This window comes from Clostridium fermenticellae, from assembly GCF_003600355.1.
In the GTDB taxonomy this organism is placed as follows: domain Bacteria; phylum Bacillota; class Clostridia; order Clostridiales; family Clostridiaceae; genus Clostridium_AV; species Clostridium_AV fermenticellae.
Genome location: NZ_CP032416.1, coordinates 722,396 through 740,647 on the forward strand (window position 1 = coordinate 722,396; position 18,252 = coordinate 740,647).

An 18,252-nucleotide genomic window follows, 5' to 3' on the forward strand; every position below is an offset into this window, starting at 1 on the left:
ATTAAAGGTAAATGGTGATTTTTATAAAGTCATTATATTATATATTATTATTTGGGAGGTGAATTATTATAGCAACAAGACCACAAATTTTACGTCCGGGAGATACGATTGGAGTAGTTACTCTGGGGAGTCCACTGTCTTCGTATACTATTAATATTGGTATAGAAACACTTAGAAATATGGGATTTAATGTAGTCTCGGGAGATTATTTGTATTCACATAATGGATATGTTGCAGCTACAGCGCAGCAGAGGGCATCCGATTTGATGGAAATGTTTAGGAATTCAAATGTTAGAGCCATAATACCATCAAGAGGCGGAGTGGGTGTTGCAGGTATTATACCTTATCTGGATTATGATTTTATAGCGAAAAATCCCAAAATTGTAACAGGATATAGTGACATGACGATTTTATTAAATGTGTTATATGAAAAGTCTAACTTGATAACTTTTCACAGTCTTCTTTTGATAGATTTTAAACCGAGTACTCCAGAATATAACATAAGTCAATTTTTTGATGCGACATCTTCACTTACTGCACCAAGAAAACTTGAAAATCCTCCTGGAATGCCTTTAATAAGTAGGGTGGCTGGCAATGTTACGGGGGTTATAGTAGGCGGAAATCTTACTTCTTTTGTAGATAATCTTGGAACTTCATTTGAAATCGATACTAAAGGAAAGATACTTTTAATTGAAGAAGTCAGTGAACCTATTAATAGAGTATATAGATATATAAATCATTTGATATTAGCGGGTAAACTTGAAGATTGCGCTGGAATAATTATGGGTCAGTGTACGAACTGTAAATCTTCATATGGTAAGTCATACGAAGATTTGATAAATGAAGTTATTGTTCCACTCAATAAACCTCTTATGACAAATCTGGCATCAGGACATGGTATTTACAAAATGGCCATACCGATAGGGGCTAGAGCTAATCTCAATACGTATAATAATACACTTACGATACTTGAGCCAACAGTGAGGGCATAAAATTTTATTTAATATAATAGTAGAATCATAAAATAGAAAAACTAAAAGTTTATAAAATTACTGTATTAAAAGATGATAATGTATCAATTTAAAAAAGATAGTTTACCTGCAATCATTAATATTGTTGCACTTATAATAGAAATTACAGCTGTAGTTAAAAATTTATCCGGAATAAGATAACATATTATAATTAAAATTAAGGTAATTATTATAGAGTAATATTTAAGTTTTTTTCTACGTTTTTTACTTTTTATTTTTTTATTTATGTTATCCACAGGAGAAAAAATACAAATTAATATAAAGCATGTAAGTAAGAGCAAAGCTAAAATATAATGATTAATTGTTAAATATTTACCGAATAAAATTATCGCACAAAATATTAGAAAACTCATAAAAAAGCAGCCCCAATAAGTTCTTGCATGGTATCCACCTGAGAATAACCTAATTGGACAAAAAAATATTAGAGCAATCAAATAATAATTTTGAATAGAAAATATCCAGAATACGATGAAGTATGGAATTAGTTTTGTAATTTCATCAAAGGTGCAAATTAGTCCATATTCCATCTTTTTTAATTGTAATTCCGAAAATTCAGGATTGGATTCGGAAATTTTTCTAATTAAAGTAGCTATAAATCTGTCCATAGTATCTCCTTTAATGTAAATATAATTATCTTTAGATGTGTTTTGAACTTTTTCATACATGATTGAAGTATCATGTATGAAAAAGTTGAGTTTAGATTATTTTAAAAACTCATCAGGACATTTTGGTTGATGACCGCTTATAAGTGATGTTGGTGTCATGACAATTCCACCTAGTAGTAATGCTACAGAACCTATAAGTTTCATAGATTTTTTAAGAAAATATTTTTTGAAAGATTTCATTGTTAATACCTCCTATAAAAATATATAAATTTAGTATTTATTTATATATTATACAAAACTTTGATTTTTCCTCTATAATTTTAAAAAATATTAAATAATTTTCTGTTTTTAAATTATATAATAAAATTTATATTTATGTACATTCACATGATTATATTTTAAAGAATAATATAAAAGGTATGAATATTAAAATTGGAGGAATCTTCAATGGGCTATTATGTTCAAGTAGAACCAGAAGTAAAAGTATATGTTGAGGATATTAATCCTTTTGGAAACAAGACTATAGTATTTTTACATGGTTGGCCTGCAAATCATAATTTATTCGAATATCAATTCAATATACTTCCAAGATATGGTTATAGATGTATAGGTATAGATCAAAGAGGATTCGGCAAATCAGATAAACCATTTACAGGTTACGATTATAATACATTGTCAGATGATATCAGTCAGGTTATTAAAACTTTAAAATTGAAAAAATTTATGCTCGCTGGTCATTCCACAGGTGGGGCTATTGCTGTAAGATATATGTTACGGCATAAAGGGTATGGAGTATCAAAACTTGCACTTTTTGCAGCAGCGGTACCTAGTCTTATTAAACGTACCAATTTTCCATATGGACTTGAGAAGGAAACTGTAATTAATATTATTAATCAAACATATGAAGATAGGCCTAAAATGCTGAGTGATTTTGGAGATATATTCTTTTTTCAGCATGTAACTGAACCTTTTGTCAGCTGGTTTTTAAATTTAGGATTTAAAGCAGCAAGCTGGGCAACTATAGAAGTAGCAAATACATGGATACAAGAAGAGTTATTTAAAGATTTAACTTCAATAAGAGTTTCAACACTAATTTTACATGGAATTCATGATAAAATTGTACCATTTGAATTAGGAGAAATACAGGAAAAATCCATTAAAAATTCACTTCTTATACCATTCCAATATAGTGGACATGGTCTGTTTTACGAAGAGAAGGATAAATTTAATAAGGAACTGATGAAATTTTTTTAAAAATTTATAAATATTAAAATTGTTATAATATTTTAATAACAAATTTTAATATTTGATGTAATTAGTTTTCTTTAATCCCATATTTCATAAAGTATATATTGTCTACGTATGGACAAAATATTATCGTGTTAAAAATATGATTTGTGGGAGGTAATATTTATGGATGGTATATTTAATAATTTTTTTGGTGATTACGGTGATGAAAATAATGATGATAAAAAAAGTAAGGATAGAAAAACTCAGGATGATGGAAGGCTCACTCTTCATAAAGAAGAACTTGATATAAATAAAGACAGAATTTCAAAAGGTGAAGTTGATTTAAGTAAGGATGTTGTTGAAGATCATAAGACAGTAGATGTACCAGTAACTCATGAAGAGGTTGTTATAGAGAGAAAAGCAATAAACGACGAATCAAGTAATGCTCCAATAAGTGAGGAGGATGAAACGATACGTATACCAGTAAGTGAAGATAAGGTCAATGTAAATAAGCATACTGTTGTAACTGGCGAGATATCTGCTCATAAACATGAAGTTAAAGATACAGAAAAGGTTGATGAAAAACTTAAAAGAGAGGAAGCTCACATAGACTCAAAAGGTGATGTAAATGTAGTAGATAATAGTCATGAAGACAGTCATGGTTTTCAATAATATAGCTTTAATATAGGGTTTATAAATGAAAAGTTAATCTATCCATCGGGAGATGCTGCCAAAATCCGGTACAATAAAAGCATTTAATGTACCTATATTTTGGCAGCATCTCCCTCAAGTATAAATTAACTTTAAAATTACAAACTCTATTAGAATTTACAAGCATAAGTTACGCTTCCATTTACAAACCCTATATAGCTTTATAGATGAAAGTCAAGCTTAAACGTGTAAACTCCATAAAAAGAAGGTGTAATATAATATGAAAATTCGCGAAGAAAAATTAAATATATCTAAGGAAAAAGTACAGACTGGGAAAGTATCTATCCATAAAGAAATTTTGACTGAGAAAAAGAATATTACTGTACCTATAAAAAAAGAACAGCTTGTAATTGAAAAAACCAAATATGATCCTAAAGATGGGAAACCGCGTATAAGTGAAACTATCAGAATACCTATAAGTGGGGAACGTGTAGAAGTAAAAAAGAATCCAATAGTTTTACAATCTGTTTCATGTAGTAAAAATAAATACAAAAAAGTAGAGCATATAAATGAAGTTATAAAAAAAGAGGTACCACATATAAGTATTAAAGGTAATGTTAAAGTTATAGACGATGGAATTTATACGAAATAAATAGAAGGGCACACTTTTTATCAAGTGTCCTTTTTTGTGGCTTTAAATATAGATAATAGCTGGTATATATACTATAATTGGGATATAAATATATGATTATATGAGGGGAGGAAGTTATGGCTAATATTATTGCTGTAGTCTGGGATTTTGATAAAACTTTAGTAAATGGTTATATGCAGGATCCAATCTTTGAACATTATAAGGTTGATGGTAAAAAATTTTGGAAAGAAGTTAGCTCACTTCCTGAGAAATATATGAAAGAGCAGAATGTTAGAGTAAATGAGGATACTATATATTTGAATCAGTTTATAGAGTATGTAAAGAATGGTACATTTAAAGGCTTAAATAATAAAACTTTACGTGAATATGGTAAAAGGCTTAATTTTTATAATGGAATTCCAGATATTTTTGAAAAGACAAAGAATTTGATTTCAGACAATCCTAAATATAGAGAATATGATATAAAATTGGAGCATTACATAATAAGTACTGGTATAGTAGAGGTTATAAGAGGTTCATGCGTTATGCCATTTGTTGAAGATGTGTGGGGATGTGAGTTCATTGAAGACCATGATGAAAACGGAAATACTGTAATTAGTGAAATAGGATATACGATTGATAATACTTCTAAAACAAGAGCCCTTTTTGAGATAAATAAAGGTGTACGCAAATTAGAAAAAGTAAATGTCAATACAAAAATTTCTGAAGAGTTCAGGCGTGTACATTTTAAGAATATGATATATATAGCAGATGGACCTAGTGATATACCGGCATTTTCAGTGGTTAACAAAAATGGAGGAGCAACTTTTGCGATTTACCCAAAGGCGAATATGGAGGCACTTCATCAAGTAGAGCAGATGAGAATTGATGGCAGAGTTAATATGTATGCAGAAGCTGATTATTCTGAAGGAACTACAGCATATTTATGGCTCACAAATAAAATATTAGAATTTGCAGATAGAATAAGAGAAAGTGAAAAGGTGAGGATTTCTCATTTGATTGCGGATACGCCAAAACATTTGGAATAGTTTTCTTTTAAGCAGAATAAAAAATACAGGGCACTTTAAAATTAAAAGTGTTCTGTATTTTATAGTTTAACCTAGTTATTAGAAGGATTTTCAACCTTACCAATAAATAGTATGGTTCCCGTATTATGATCTCGTATTGTAAAAATAAATGGTCTGTCAATAAAGAAGTCATCATTTTCATATTGTTTTGGAGGTAATGTTCCTGTCATATTCTGTAGGGTTATAGCTGAGGTTTCTGTTCCTTTTTCATCTATATTTATATAGGCATTATGTTGTATATTACTTATATAAAGAGGTTCTTTACTCGAAATTCCACTAAAATCTGCTTTTTGTTTATCAAAGGCGGTATTTATACCAAGAGTTTTAAGCATATTTGCCAGATTGTTTTCCTCATAGCTAAATTTAAATTTTGGTATTTTCATATTAACTTTCGCATCATAAAAATCGTTCATCCATTTATTTATATTGTCTTTATTCAGGGTTAATATAAAATTATTTATATCAATTCCTTTATCAGGTAAAAACAAGTCCATTTCTAAACCACCGTAATATGGAAGACTTATAGCTTTAAAATTATCTCCCTTCAAATAATTGCATACTCGTTTATCCTCAAGGTTGTCTATATATATTTTTTTACCATTCGACAGATTAAAATTCTCTTGATTGGTATAGGATGGATTAAACTCATCAAGCCAGGTTCCATTAAAATTTGCAGAATTAATTAAAATTGTTTTTTCATTTTCCCTTAATTGATTTAGTATTTTTTTTATCTGACCATCTGTACTTTGGCTTACCCAATTATTTATAACATTTACTGAATCCTTATCTTTAAAATCCAATGTTTTTATTTCTGAATTATAATATTTTTTTGAAGTATCGACAAATTGATCATTTAAAGTTGTATCTTTATTGACCCATGTTGAATTTGTTACATTTAATCTTGATGAAAATGAATTATTATAATAGTTTAATAGGTTGTAAAATTGTTCATTTATAGTTTTGTCATCTGCTGAGTTTAATTCAAATATGTTTAATATTTCATCTTTTGTTTGACCTTTTGCACCATTTTGAGTTTCAGCGAGGATAGTTTCTATACCCAATGGAGATATTATTATGTTTTTATCTTTATTTTTATTTATCAACTGTTTTATTAAATCACAAGAAAATTTATTATTTGATTCAGTAACAAGACTGTTATTATCTACGTTTATTGTTCTGATATCATTAACAGTAAATTTCATTGTTATTGGTTTGTTAAGATTTTCAAAAGATGAGTTAGATTTATTGTAGAAGTTTAAATTATTAGATATATTTAGATAATAAGTTTTTTTAGGATCATATCCATCTCTTGGAGGATATATTAAAACATTTTGCCCGAAATTAGCTTCAATTATAAAGACATCGATTTTAGTGCCAGTTGAATCTGTTACAGTTATATAATTATTCAAAGATGAAGGATCAACTAGTAATCCTTGTCTAAAAGTTAATTTCCATACTTTTCTTGAGTTAATATATTTTTTTTCTGACCATTGTTTTTGAACTATGGATTTACTACTAGCTTTTACATTTTGCATATAGCATACTGAAGTTGATGATGCAATTATAAAAGATAGAAAAGTTAATCCAATTGATTTTAATTTAAACATATAATAAAAGTCCCCCCAAAATTTTATATGTAAAAATAATATTAATAGATAATTTTTAATTATACATAATATTATAGCACTTTATGGAAGTATTTTTTCATTTTAGAGGATGATTTAATTCAACGATTTGACACAAACAAGTTTTCATATATTGTTGACATAGTATATTGCGGATGATAGACTGAAAGTATAAATTAATATTTTTATCACTCTGAAGCGAAGGTGTCCTGAGATAAAGAGCGTATGGCAAATTTAATTATATGTTAATTGCGAGATTTGAGCTCTTCCTGAACTTTTGGGGAAGAGTTTTTAATATATTAAAAAATATAAAGTTTTGAACTATAAGTGGAACTTCATGGGAGGTTTAAATATGCTGAAAATAGCTGTATATGGAAAAGGCGGTATAGGAAAATCAACAATTACAAGTAATCTGTCAGCAGCATTTGCTGTGCTTGGGAAAAAGGTTATTCAGATAGGATGTGATCCAAAAGCGGATTCTAATATTAATTTGCTTGGAGGAGAACCCTTAATGCCTGTAATGAATTATATGAGGGAATTTGATGAGGATCCAGAAAAAATTGAGGACATTTCAAAAATAGGTTTTGGAGGTGTACTTTGTATAGAAACAGGAGGACCAACACCTGGACTTGGCTGTGCTGGAAGAGGTATTATTACTACTTTTAGTTTACTTGAAGATCTCAATCTTTTTGAAACATATAAACCTGATGTTGTACTTTACGACGTATTAGGAGATGTAGTATGTGGAGGTTTTGCAGTGCCCATTCGTGAGGGGTATGCTGAAAAAATATTAATAGTGACTTCTGGAGAAAAAATGGCACTTTATGCAGCTAATAATATAAATAGTGCAGTTAAGAATTTTGAAGACAGGAATTATGCAAAGGTATTCGGAATTGTATTTAATCATAGAAATATAGACGATGAAGAGAAGAAAGTTAAAGATTTTGCAAATAAGATAGGACTTCCAATTGTAGGTGATATTCCAAGGAATAATGATATAAATTATTTTGAAGAACAGGGGAAAACTGTAGTTGAAGGAGATCCAGAACTTGATATAAGCAAGAGGTTTTTTGACTTAGCAAAACTACTGATTAAAAGTGAGGAAGAGAAATGAAGAAAGAGGCATATTACATTACAGCAGAAAAGTTAATTGAGAGAGGTAAGGATAATATCCCGGGTGAACTAATTTCGAATACGCATTTAATTTACAGTTCGCCAGCAACACTTTCATTTAACTCTCCGGGTGCCAATGGATTTGGTGTTAAACGAGCGGCACTTGCAATCCCTCAATCTATCATGCTTTTGGTGGCGCCTGGATGCTGTGGCAGAAATACAAAGGCTCTAAGTGAAGGTGGATACAGTGACAGAATGTTTTATCTCATAATGAATGAAACGGATATTGTTACGGGGGCGCATTTAAAGAAAATTCCTGAAGCGGTTGAAGAGATATGCAAATTAAGAGACAAGATGCCATCAGTTGTTATGATTTGCATTACATGTGTTGATGCACTTTTGGGAACTGATATGGAACGTGTTTGCAGAAAGGCAATGGAAAAAGTTCATGTACCAGTTCTTCCTTGTTATATGTATGCTCTCACAAGAGAAGGAAGAAAGCCTCCTATGGTGCATGTAAGACAATCTATTTATTCTTTACTTGAACCAATGGAAAAAAAGGCAGATGTAGTTAACATACTTGGAAATTTTGCTCCAATTGAAGATGATTCTGAATTATATGATTTGCTCCATGGAATAGGCATTAGAAAAATAAACGAGATTTCACGGCTTAAAAATTTTGATGAGTATATGAATATGTCTCACGCGAATTTTAATCTTGTGTTAAATAAAGAAGCTATGTTTGCTGCCCGGGATATTATGAAAAGACTCAATATACCGTCTGTAGAACTTACAAGATTATATCAGATAGATAAAATACAAAATCAGTATAAGATTTTTACAAATGCTCTTGGTACAGGTTTTGATGATCAGGTATATTATGATGAAGCAAGGGAAGCTATAGACGAATTTAAACTTAAATACAAAGATATGACATTTGCAATTGGAGAAGTTATGAATGGAAATCCTTTTGAACTTTCTCTGGCACTTATAAGATATGGATTTAAAGTATCCGAGATTTACGGATATCTTACAAATGATGACTTTGTGTACATGAAGAAGATCGCAAAATTGAGTCCTAAAACTAGAATTTATTCAAATCTTGAGCCTACTATGCTTTATTATGACTTAAATAAGGAGAAAATTGATATAACTATAGGAAAGGATGCAGAATACTATCATCCGCATAGTGTAAATGTTCCATGGAATCAGGATATTCAGCCATTTGGATATGCCGGAGTAAAAAAATTGTTTGGAGAGTTAAAACATTCTATGGATTGTTTTAATAAGGAGGACTAGATGAAAGGATTAAGAAAATATATACAGCCCTTTGCACCTGACCAATCCGGTGCATCGGCAGTTTTATATAAACTTGGAGGAATCATAGTTATATGTGATGCTGGAGGCTGCGCAGGAAATATATGTGGTTTTGATGAACCTAGATGGTCAAAAGAGAAAAGTGCAATTTTTAGTGCTGGTCTTCGTGATATGGATGCTATTCTAGGACGTGATGACAAGCTTGTCAGTAAACTTTACGATGTATCACAAAAAATTGAGGCAAAATTTGCAGCAGTCATTGGAACACCAGTACCATCAGTTATTGCAACGGACTATAAGGCTATAAAAAGAATGGCTGAAAAGAAATTGAATATACCAATAATCACAATTGAAACTACAGGTATGGATTTATATGATGTCGGAGCCGAAAAAGCATATCTAGAGATATTTTCTACTTTTGCAAAGGATGGACTTTGCATAGATGAAAAAAGTGTCGGCGTAATTGGTGCAATTCCCCTTGATATGACTTCTTTTTATGATGCGGATAGAATAAAAGGATACTTAAAGGGAAAAGGTTTTGACAATGTATATTGTTATGGTATGGATGCTGACCTTAAAGAGGTAGAAAAAGCAGGTACTGCAAAAAAGAATATAGTTGTGGCTCCTTCCGGGTTAAAGGCTGCAAAGTATTTGAGAGAAAGGTTTAAAACACCATATGAAGTATGTTATCCAGTAGAATTTGATGTAATTAAAAATGAAGAAGGTAATTTTAAGAACTTTTATAATAAAAATATTCTAATAGTACACCAGCAGGTTATAGCAAATTCTATAAGGGATAAGATAAATAAAATCACTAATACCCGAGTAACAGTGGCATCATGGTTTATGCTGAAGGAAGAATTTAGAGAAGAACAGGATATTTTTCTTAAGGAAGAGGATCAATTTATAAAACTTGTAAGACAGGGAAATTTTGATGTGATTATAGGCGATGAAGCTTTTAAACGTGCTGTGCCTGATTTTAAGGGAGAGTATATCAAGTTACCACATTTTGCAGTATCAGGAAGGATGTAATACTAAATGGATGAGTATAAAACAATACTTATTAGAGTATATGGAATTGTTCAGGGAGTGGGTTTTAGGCCTACAGTAAGTCGTCATGCTGATAAAAATAAAGTATTTGGAAGTGTGTGTAATAAGGGACCATATGTAGAAATATTTGCACAGGGAAACAGTAAAGGTTTAGACGGATTCTTGTATGACTTAAAAAATAATCCACCTAAACGTTCTGAAATACTTAAAATAGATGTGAAAGATGCTCCAAGTTTTAAAAGATTTGATAAATTTGAGATCATAGAAAGTGAGCATGAACACGGAGAGATTTTTGTGTCACCGGATATAGCAATATGCCCTGAATGTAAAAAAGAACTTTTTGATAAAAATGATAGACGATATCTGCACCCCTTTATAAACTGTACATGCTGCGGACCAAGACTCACTATTTTAGATTTAATGCCATATGATCGTGTTCGTACGAGTATGGGAGAGTTTTCAATGTGCAAAAAGTGTGAATATGAGTATACTCACTCAGAAACGAGAAGATATGATGCTCAGCCGGTTTGCTGTAATGAATGTGGACCTGAGGTTTATATAATTGGAAGAAAAGAGAAGGGAAGAGATGCAATTACTTATACCAGGAGAATAATTCATAATGGAGGAATTGTTGCTATAAAGGGTATTGGAGGTTTTCACCTTTGCTGTGATGCTGCAAATGAAAAAGCTGTAGAGCGTCTTAGAAAGCTTAAAAATAGGCCGGCTAAGCCATTTGCAGTTATGATGTGTGATATGGAAACTGTTAAGCGTGAGTGCATTGTAAGTAAGGTTCAGGAAGAAGTATTAGATGGACATCAAAAACCAATAATACTGCTTGGGAAAAATTCTTCTGGAACCCTTAGTAATGGTGTAGCTCCAGGTAATCCAAAAATTGGAGTTATGCTTCCGTATGCACCAATCCAGCTTTTAATATTCAAATATGATGATGATATAGATGTACCGGATTGTCTTGTTATGACAAGCGGCAATATATCAGGAGCACCAATATGCAGAGATGACAGCGATGCAGTAACTGAACTTTCAGGTATGTGTGATGCTATTTTATCACATAACAGGATGATACGTATTCGTGCAGATGATTCAGTTATGGATTTTTTTGATGATAAACCTTATATGATAAGAAGATCAAGAGGATATGCGCCCCTTCCCTGTATGGTTTCGAATGAATTTAAGGGTGAGGTTTTAGCAGTTGGCGGAGAACTTAAAAATACATTCTGTATAGGAAAAAATGATTTGTTTTATCCATCCTCATATGTCGGCGATATGGGAGATTTAAGGACGGTTAAAGCGTTAAAAGAGTCTATTAACAGGATGGAAATTCTTCTTGAAACAAAGCCGGGTATTGTTGCATGTGATATGCATCCAAAGTATAATACTACATTAGTTGCCGAAAGTATTGGGCTGCCTTTAATAAAAGTCCAGCATCATTATGCCCATATTGTATCTTGCATGGCCGAAAATGACTATAAAGATCCGGTTATAGGAGTTTCTTTTGATGGAACTGGCTATGGAACAGATGGCACTATATGGGGAGGCGAGATATTAAAAGCGGATTATAATGGATTTGAAAGACTTTCAAGTATAAAGCCATTTTTCCAAATTGGAGGAGATGTATCTTCGAGAGAGGGATGGAGAATTGCAGTATCTATGATATATGGTATATATAAAGACAGGGCAAAAGCTTTTGAAATTGCAAGGAAACTTAAATTATGTGATGAAGAAAATTTCAATGTTCAATGCATAATGGCTGATAGTAAGATAAATAGTGTTGTTTCTACAAGTGCAGGACGTTTATTTGATGCTGTGAGTGCTGTCTTGAATATTAGAAAGCAGTCATCTTTTGAAGGTGAAGCTTCCACAGCTCTTGAGTTTGCAGCGGAGTCGTATGGAGAAAAGGATACTGCGGAAATTTCTTATACTAATAATTTTGATGATACGTATGAAAACTCAGATGGGCGTATAGTTATGCAGACTGATTTGCTTTTTAAGGATATAGTTGAAGGAATTTTAAATGGAGGAAATTCACAAATGCTTGCGTATCTTTTTCATGTAAGGCTATCAGAAATGATTACATCTGCGTGTATACTTGCATCTCAAAAAACGAAAATTAAAACTATAGCACTGAGCGGTGGAGTGTATCAGAATCAATTGCTGCTGAAGATGAGTGTTGAGTCTTTAGAAAAATCGGGATTTAAAGTCTTAACTCACAGCTTAATTCCTCCAAATGATGGTGGAATATCACTTGGCCAGGCTGTAGTTGCAATGAATTATATAAATAGATGAAAGGGGATACAAAATAATGTGTGTGGGATTACCAGCAAAAGTAGTAAAAATAAATGAAGGAATGGCACTTATAGATGCTTCAGGAGCAAAGAGAGAAGTGTCAGCAGAACTTATAGATGAACTGGAACCTGGAGATTATGTTATGGTTCATGCGGGAATTGCCATTGCTAAAATAACTAATAATGATAAGAATGAAACAGATGAAATTATGGAGGAATTGTAGTATGCATGGCAATGAAAAGAAAACTGCAAAAGAGATTATAGAATCCTATGATGGACCTAAAATTCGTATAATGGAGGTTTGTGGAACTCATACTCATGAAATATTCAGACTTGGTATTAGAAATATTATTCCAAATAATATAGAACTTATATCAGGCCCGGGGTGTCCTGTATGTGTAACTCCTGTTGGATTCATTGATGAAGCTGTTATGTTATGTCTTAAATATAATGCGACGATATGTACTTTTGGAGATCTTGTAAGAGTCCCTGGATCAGAAATGAATCTTGCTAGGGCCAGAGCCAGCGGCGGTAAGATTAAAATAGTGTATTCACCTATTGATGCCTGTGAATATGCAAAGGAACATCCTGAAGAACAGGTGGTATTTTTGTCTGTGGGTTTTGAAACAACAACTCCAGCGAGTTGTCTAGCAGTAAAGAAAGCAAAGAATGCAGGTATTAAAAATTTTTCACTTCTCACAGCAAACAAAACTATGCCTGGGGCATATAGGGTTTTAAAGGATAGTGCAGATGCATTTTTATATCCGGGGCATGTAAATGCAATAACAGGCACACGATTATGTGAAGATCTGGTAAATGAAGGTGTGAGTGGGGTTATAACAGGTTTTACGGCAAATGAAATTATGACAGCGATTGCTTTTATTATAACAAAATTGCAGGAAGGAAAAAGTTTTTTTAAAAACTGTTACCCGAGGGTAGTAACCAGGGATGGAAGTAAAGCTGCTAAGCTTATTGTATCTGATACAATGGAATCTTGTGATTCTGAATGGAGAGGACTTGGAATTATAAAAAATTCAGGTCTTAAATTAAGGGATAAGTATAAGGAATTTGATGCCAGGATAAAATTTAATATAAAAGAGATAAAGGGAAGAAGTAATCCGGCATGCCGCTGTGGCGATGTATTGCAGGGAAAATGCAGGCCATCGGACTGCAGAGTATTTGGAAAAGGCTGCACACCGCTTCATCCTATTGGAGCTTGCATGGTTTCAAATGAAGGTGCATGTTCGGCATATTATCAATATGGAGGAAATATAAATGGATAAAACAGTTACATTAGCTCATGGAGCTGGAGGAAAACAGACATCAGAACTTATAAATAAAATTTTTAAAGCTCATTTTTCCAATCCTGATTTGACGGCAGATGATGCTGCTGTATTAAATTTCGATGGTGGAAAATTAGCTTTTACTACAGATGGATTTATAGTGTCACCATCGGAATTTAAAGGTGGGAATATTGGAAAATTAAGCATCTGCGGTACAGTAAATGATTTGTCATGTATGGGAGCTAAGCCACTATATTTATCATGTGCATTTGTAATTGAAGAAGGTTTCCCTATGGATAAATTGGAAAAAATAGCAGTAGCTATGGAGAAAACTGCTAAGGAAGCTAATGTTAAAATAGTCGCTGGAGATACAAAGGTTGCCGGGAAAGGGCAAGTTGACGGTGTATTTATAACTACAACTGGTATAGGAAAAATTTTGGATAATGTAAATACTTCTGGATTCAATGCAAAACCTGGTGACGCAGTTATAGTAACTGGTGATATAGGACGACATGGTTGTACAGTTTTGCTTGAGAGGAATGAATTTGGTATTGAAGCAGATGTTGCAAGTGATTGTGCTCCACTTTGGGACACAGTAAAATCGATGCTGGATGTTTCAAAGGATATTCATGTTATAAGGGATGCTACCCGTGGGGGAGTAGGAACTGTATTGTATGAAATAGCAGAACAAAGTAAGGTTGGTATCGAACTTGATTCTAAAAACATACCCGTAGCAGAGGGTGTGAGAGGTGTATGCGGTATGCTTGGTTTAGAACCTCTGTATCTTGCATGCGAAGGCAGACTTGTTGTTTTTGCGCCAAAAGATACCGCAGAGGATATTGTAAGTGTACTTCATAAAGGTAAATATTCAAAAAATGCGGCAATTATTGGTGAAGTAACAAGTGATATGACTGGATGTGTTGTACTAAAAACAGAGATAGGATCGGAAACATTGCTGCCGCAGCCTGGTGGTGAATTACTTCCGAGGATTTGTTAGCATGTGTAAAGGGGGAAGCTTGTTATGATAAAGATTGCGGTATATGGAAAAGGTGGAATAGGTAAGTCTACAACAGTTTCTAATATATCTGCAGCACTTTCTGAGAGCGGAGTGAAGGTTATGCAGATAGGATGTGACCCTAAAGCCGATTCTACAGTTTTACTCCATGATAGAGTAAATGTAAACACAGTGCTTGACCTTGTTCGAACAAATAAAAATAACTTTAAACTTGAAGATATGGTGACTGTGGGATATAACGGTGTAATATGTGTGGAATCCGGGGGACCAACTCCCGGACTTGGGTGTGCCGGGAGAGGAATTATAACTGCACTCGAAAAATTAAAGGAAAAGGGTGCATATGAAGTATATAAACCTGATGTTGTAATATATGATGTACTGGGTGATGTTGTATGTGGTGGATTTTCGATGCCTATGCGCAGAGGCTATGCTGATAAGGTATTTATAATAACTTCCGGAGAGAATATGGCAGTTCATGCAGCGGCCAATATAGCAGTGGCTGTGGAAAACTTTAAAAATAGAGGTTATGCAGAACTTGGAGGCCTTATTTTAAATAAAAGAAATGTAAAAAATGAATACGACAAGGTAGAAGAACTTGCCAGGGATATTAATTCGAAAATAATTGGAATTTTAGATCGAAGTGGCATTGTTCAGCAGGCAGAAGCTTTAAGAAAAACAGTAATAGAGGCATTTCCTCAAAGTGATATGGCAAAACAGTATAAAAGACTCGCAGAGAGTATACTGAGGACATGCGGAAAGGAGATATCATGCTTATAAAAGTATCTTCACATATTGAAGAAACAGGTGCATGCATTAAAATAAAAGATGCTCTATTTCCTGAACCTTTTGCATCCGGACTTCAATATAGTCCTCCTGCTAGGGGAACCTGGAATATAGTTCACATTGGAATGCTTGTCCCAGAATCACATCAGATACACGTGTGTGCAGCAAATTGTCTTCGGGGAGTTGTTTTAACTGCAGAGGAGATGGGAGCAGGAGATAGATTTTCAACCATAGCGGTTGGGGAGCATAATGTGCTTCAAGGCAATATGGAAGAACTCATAATAGATGGTGTGTCAGATATAATAAAAAAACTTCCAGGGAAACCGCGTTCTATTTTGATATATACTGCATGCATACACCATTTTATGGGGTGCGATATTGAAATGATATACAGTAATCTTAGAAATAAGTATCCCGATATTGACTTTCTGGAGTGCTATATGGATCCAATAATGAGGAAAAGTGGTTTGACGCCGGAGCAAAAAACGAAACGTCAAATATATAGTGCCCTTAAACCTAAGAAAATTAATAGAAAAAGTATAAATATAATTGGAAGTAATATTAAAACTGATGAAAGCAGTGAACTTATAGATACAATTTATAAAAATAGATATGAACTTAAGGATATAACTCTTTGCAAAACTTATGATGAGTATTTAAATATGGCGGAAAGTTTTTTAAATATAATATATTTTAAAAGTGCCTTACCTGCAGGTGAATTTCTTAAAGACAAATTGGGTCAGGAATATTTATACCTCCCTTTATGTTATGGCTTTGATGAGATAGCAGATAACTTGAATAGACTAAATGAATATTTAGGTTTACCAAAAGAGGATTATAAAAAACAAAGGCTAGTGGCAAAGGATGCTTTAAAAGATGCAAGAGAATTGATTAAGAATGCTGAAATTTCAATAGATTATACGGCGGTACCAAGACCTTGTGGACTTGCAAGATTACTTGTAGAGAATGGATTTAATGTTAACAGAATATACGTAGATACATTTATAGAAGATGATAGATGTGATTTTAACTGGCTTGTTAAAAATAAACCGGAAATAAAGATTTATGCTACAATGCATGCAAAAATGTGTGTCCTTGATAGAAAATGTCCTGAAAATAGTCTTGCAATAGGACAAAAGGCAGCTTATTTTACAGAAAATAAAAACTTTGTAAACATAGTAGAAGGCGGAGGAATGTATGGATTTGATGGAATTGTTAAGCTTGCAGGACTTATGAAGGAAGCGTTTATTAAACCTAAGGATATAAAAGAAAACATACAAATTAAAGGATTGGGGTGTGAATGCTTACTATGAAACAATCTTCAGCATTTATTTCGACATATACAGCTGATGTATCAGGAGTATGTTCGGCATTATATGAACTTGGTGGAATGACTATTATGCATGATGCATCTGGCTGTAATTCAACATATAGTACTCATGATGAACCACGATGGTATGATATGGACAGTATGATATATATAACGGGACTTACAGAGATGGAAGCCATAATGGGTGATGATGAGAAAATGATAAATGATATTGTGGATGCGGCAAATGAGCTTAAGCCCAAATTTATAGCTATTGCCGGCACTCCAATTCCAATGATGACAGGAACAGATTTTCATGCAATAGCTAAAGTTATTGAGGAAAAAACTAAAATTCCGTCATTTGGGATTAATACAAATGGTATGCATTCATATATTTTAGGAGCAGGACAAGCATTTGTTGAAATAGCCAGGTGTTTTACAGTCAATGGTCTTCATAAAATAAAAAGAGGTGTTAACATACTTGGTGCTACGCCTTTAGATTATTCTATAAATGGAAGTATAGATAGTATTAAACGGAGATTAACTGATGCTGGCTTTAAAGTTTTATCTACATGGGCAATGGGAAGTACCTTAGACGAGATAAAACAATCCGGGGCTGCAGAGGTTAATATAGTTATTTCATCAACAGGACTTCCTGCAGCAAAAGAACTGCAGAAAAAGTTTGGAACTCCTTATGTTATAGGCGTTCCAATGGGAAAACAGTTTACAGTTGTAATAATGGAAGCATTAGATAAGGCAATTAATACAGGAAAATCACAAATTGCATATGACAAACGAACTACCTGTGAAAGTGATGCAGTTATTATTGGCGAAAGTATTTATTCAGAATCATTGGCTGCAGCACTTGAACTTGCAAAGAATATGAAACTTAAAGTTTTATGTCCTCTGGAAACAAAATCTAATTTGTTATTACGAGGAGATATTCTTGCAGAAGGTGAAGATAATATTATGGCACACTTGAAAGATGTGAAAACGGTGATTGCAGACCCTATTTATCGCACTATCATTAAACCTGATGTTAAATTTATATCACTTCCGCATGAAGCTTTTTCGGGAAGAATTTATAGAAAAAATATTCCGAATTTAGTTAATAACGTAAATACATTGTCCTATTAATAATTACATTTTATGGTTATGATGGCATTAAGATACTATATAAATAATGGTATATTGGGAGTAAAATAAAATTGTGCATG

18 protein-coding genes are annotated in these 18,252 nt (G+C 32.7%); 15 read left to right on the forward strand and 3 right to left on the reverse strand.

Going from position 1 to position 18,252, the window contains the following annotated elements; all coding sequences use genetic code 11:
• Window positions 1-107 precede the first annotated feature (107 nt).
• The gene (locus D4Z93_RS03645; protein WP_279220968.1) at window positions 108-992 is read left to right on the forward strand and encodes a S66 peptidase family protein; all 885 of its coding nucleotides are present in this window, start codon (window positions 108-110) and stop codon (window positions 990-992) included.
• Window positions 993-1,075: 83 nt separating this feature from the next.
• On the opposite strand, the gene D4Z93_RS03650 is transcribed toward D4Z93_RS03645, so the two are convergent.
• Window positions 1,076-1,636, reverse strand: coding sequence for an accessory gene regulator B family protein (locus D4Z93_RS03650; protein WP_119970472.1), 561 nt, complete (start codon window positions 1,634-1,636; stop codon window positions 1,076-1,078).
• A 96-nt stretch (window positions 1,637-1,732) separates the two neighbouring features.
• Window positions 1,733-1,876, reverse strand: coding sequence for a cyclic lactone autoinducer peptide (locus D4Z93_RS03655; protein WP_119970474.1), 144 nt, complete (start codon window positions 1,874-1,876; stop codon window positions 1,733-1,735).
• Window positions 1,877-2,083: 207 nt separating this feature from the next.
• Between D4Z93_RS03655 and D4Z93_RS03660 the strand changes: the two genes are divergently transcribed.
• The 4 genes from D4Z93_RS03660 (at window position 2,084) to D4Z93_RS03675 (ending at window position 5,197) form a co-directional block, all read left to right on the forward strand.
• On the forward strand, window positions 2,084-2,890 hold the full coding sequence (locus D4Z93_RS03660) for an alpha/beta fold hydrolase (protein ID WP_119970476.1): 807 nt from the start codon (window positions 2,084-2,086) through the stop codon (window positions 2,888-2,890).
• A gap of 159 nt (window positions 2,891-3,049) precedes the next feature.
• Complete coding sequence (locus D4Z93_RS03665; RefSeq protein ID WP_119970478.1) at window positions 3,050-3,538, forward strand: YsnF/AvaK domain-containing protein; 489 nt, start codon at window positions 3,050-3,052, stop codon at window positions 3,536-3,538.
• 259 nt (window positions 3,539-3,797) lie between these two features.
• The gene (locus D4Z93_RS03670) at window positions 3,798-4,169 is read left to right on the forward strand and encodes a YsnF/AvaK domain-containing protein (protein WP_119970480.1); all 372 of its coding nucleotides are present in this window, start codon (window positions 3,798-3,800) and stop codon (window positions 4,167-4,169) included.
• A 116-nt stretch (window positions 4,170-4,285) separates the two neighbouring features.
• Entirely contained in the window at window positions 4,286-5,197 is a 912-nt protein-coding gene (locus tag D4Z93_RS03675) for an HAD family hydrolase (protein ID WP_119970482.1), read from the forward strand.
• A gap of 71 nt (window positions 5,198-5,268) precedes the next feature.
• Here D4Z93_RS03675 and D4Z93_RS03680 read toward each other — a convergent pair whose 3' ends face one another.
• A complete protein-coding gene (locus D4Z93_RS03680; protein ID WP_119970484.1) occupies window positions 5,269-6,843 on the reverse strand; it encodes a serpin family protein in 1,575 nt (524 codons plus the stop codon).
• 370 nt (window positions 6,844-7,213) lie between these two features.
• Here D4Z93_RS03680 and D4Z93_RS03685 point away from each other — a divergent pair, with 370 nt between their 5' ends.
• From D4Z93_RS03685 to D4Z93_RS03730, 10 genes are read left to right on the forward strand one after another with little or no spacing between them, the layout of a single operon-like run.
• The gene (locus D4Z93_RS03685) at window positions 7,214-7,975 is read left to right on the forward strand and encodes a nucleotide-binding protein (RefSeq protein ID WP_119970486.1); all 762 of its coding nucleotides are present in this window, start codon (window positions 7,214-7,216) and stop codon (window positions 7,973-7,975) included.
• Complete coding sequence (locus D4Z93_RS03690; RefSeq protein WP_119970488.1) at window positions 7,972-9,273, forward strand: nitrogenase component 1; 1,302 nt, start codon at window positions 7,972-7,974, stop codon at window positions 9,271-9,273. The genes D4Z93_RS03685 and D4Z93_RS03690 overlap by 4 nt, the downstream gene beginning before the upstream one ends.
• Window positions 9,274-10,323: a nitrogenase component 1 gene (locus D4Z93_RS03695; RefSeq protein ID WP_119970489.1), complete on the forward strand. Its 1,050-nt coding sequence runs from the start codon at window positions 9,274-9,276 to the stop codon at window positions 10,321-10,323.
• 6 nt (window positions 10,324-10,329) lie between these two features.
• Window positions 10,330-12,645, forward strand: a complete 2,316-nt coding sequence (hypF, locus tag D4Z93_RS03700; RefSeq protein ID WP_119970491.1) for a carbamoyltransferase HypF — start codon at window positions 10,330-10,332, stop codon at window positions 12,643-12,645.
• Between the two features lie 16 nt (window positions 12,646-12,661).
• On the forward strand, window positions 12,662-12,868 hold the full coding sequence (locus D4Z93_RS03705) for a HypC/HybG/HupF family hydrogenase formation chaperone (RefSeq protein WP_119970493.1): 207 nt from the start codon (window positions 12,662-12,664) through the stop codon (window positions 12,866-12,868).
• Between the two features lies 1 nt (window position 12,869).
• The gene (hypD, locus tag D4Z93_RS03710) at window positions 12,870-13,928 is read left to right on the forward strand and encodes a hydrogenase formation protein HypD (RefSeq protein ID WP_119970495.1); all 1,059 of its coding nucleotides are present in this window, start codon (window positions 12,870-12,872) and stop codon (window positions 13,926-13,928) included.
• Window positions 13,921-14,925, forward strand: coding sequence for a hydrogenase expression/formation protein HypE (gene hypE, locus D4Z93_RS03715; protein ID WP_119970497.1), 1,005 nt, complete (start codon window positions 13,921-13,923; stop codon window positions 14,923-14,925). Before hypD ends, hypE begins: the two co-directional genes overlap by 8 nt.
• A gap of 24 nt (window positions 14,926-14,949) precedes the next feature.
• Window positions 14,950-15,720 carry a nitrogenase iron protein NifH gene (locus D4Z93_RS03720; RefSeq protein ID WP_119970499.1) on the forward strand — a complete coding sequence of 257 codons (771 nt, stop codon included), beginning with the start codon at window positions 14,950-14,952 and terminating at the stop codon, window positions 15,718-15,720.
• The gene (locus D4Z93_RS03725) at window positions 15,711-17,039 is read left to right on the forward strand and encodes a nitrogenase component 1 (RefSeq protein ID WP_119970501.1); all 1,329 of its coding nucleotides are present in this window, start codon (window positions 15,711-15,713) and stop codon (window positions 17,037-17,039) included. Before D4Z93_RS03720 ends, D4Z93_RS03725 begins: the two co-directional genes overlap by 10 nt.
• Window positions 17,036-18,172 (forward strand): nitrogenase component 1, encoded by a 1,137-nt coding sequence (locus D4Z93_RS03730; RefSeq protein ID WP_119974208.1) that lies wholly within the window; start codon window positions 17,036-17,038, stop codon window positions 18,170-18,172. Before D4Z93_RS03725 ends, D4Z93_RS03730 begins: the two co-directional genes overlap by 4 nt.
• The last annotated feature ends 80 nt before the right edge of the window (window positions 18,173-18,252 follow it).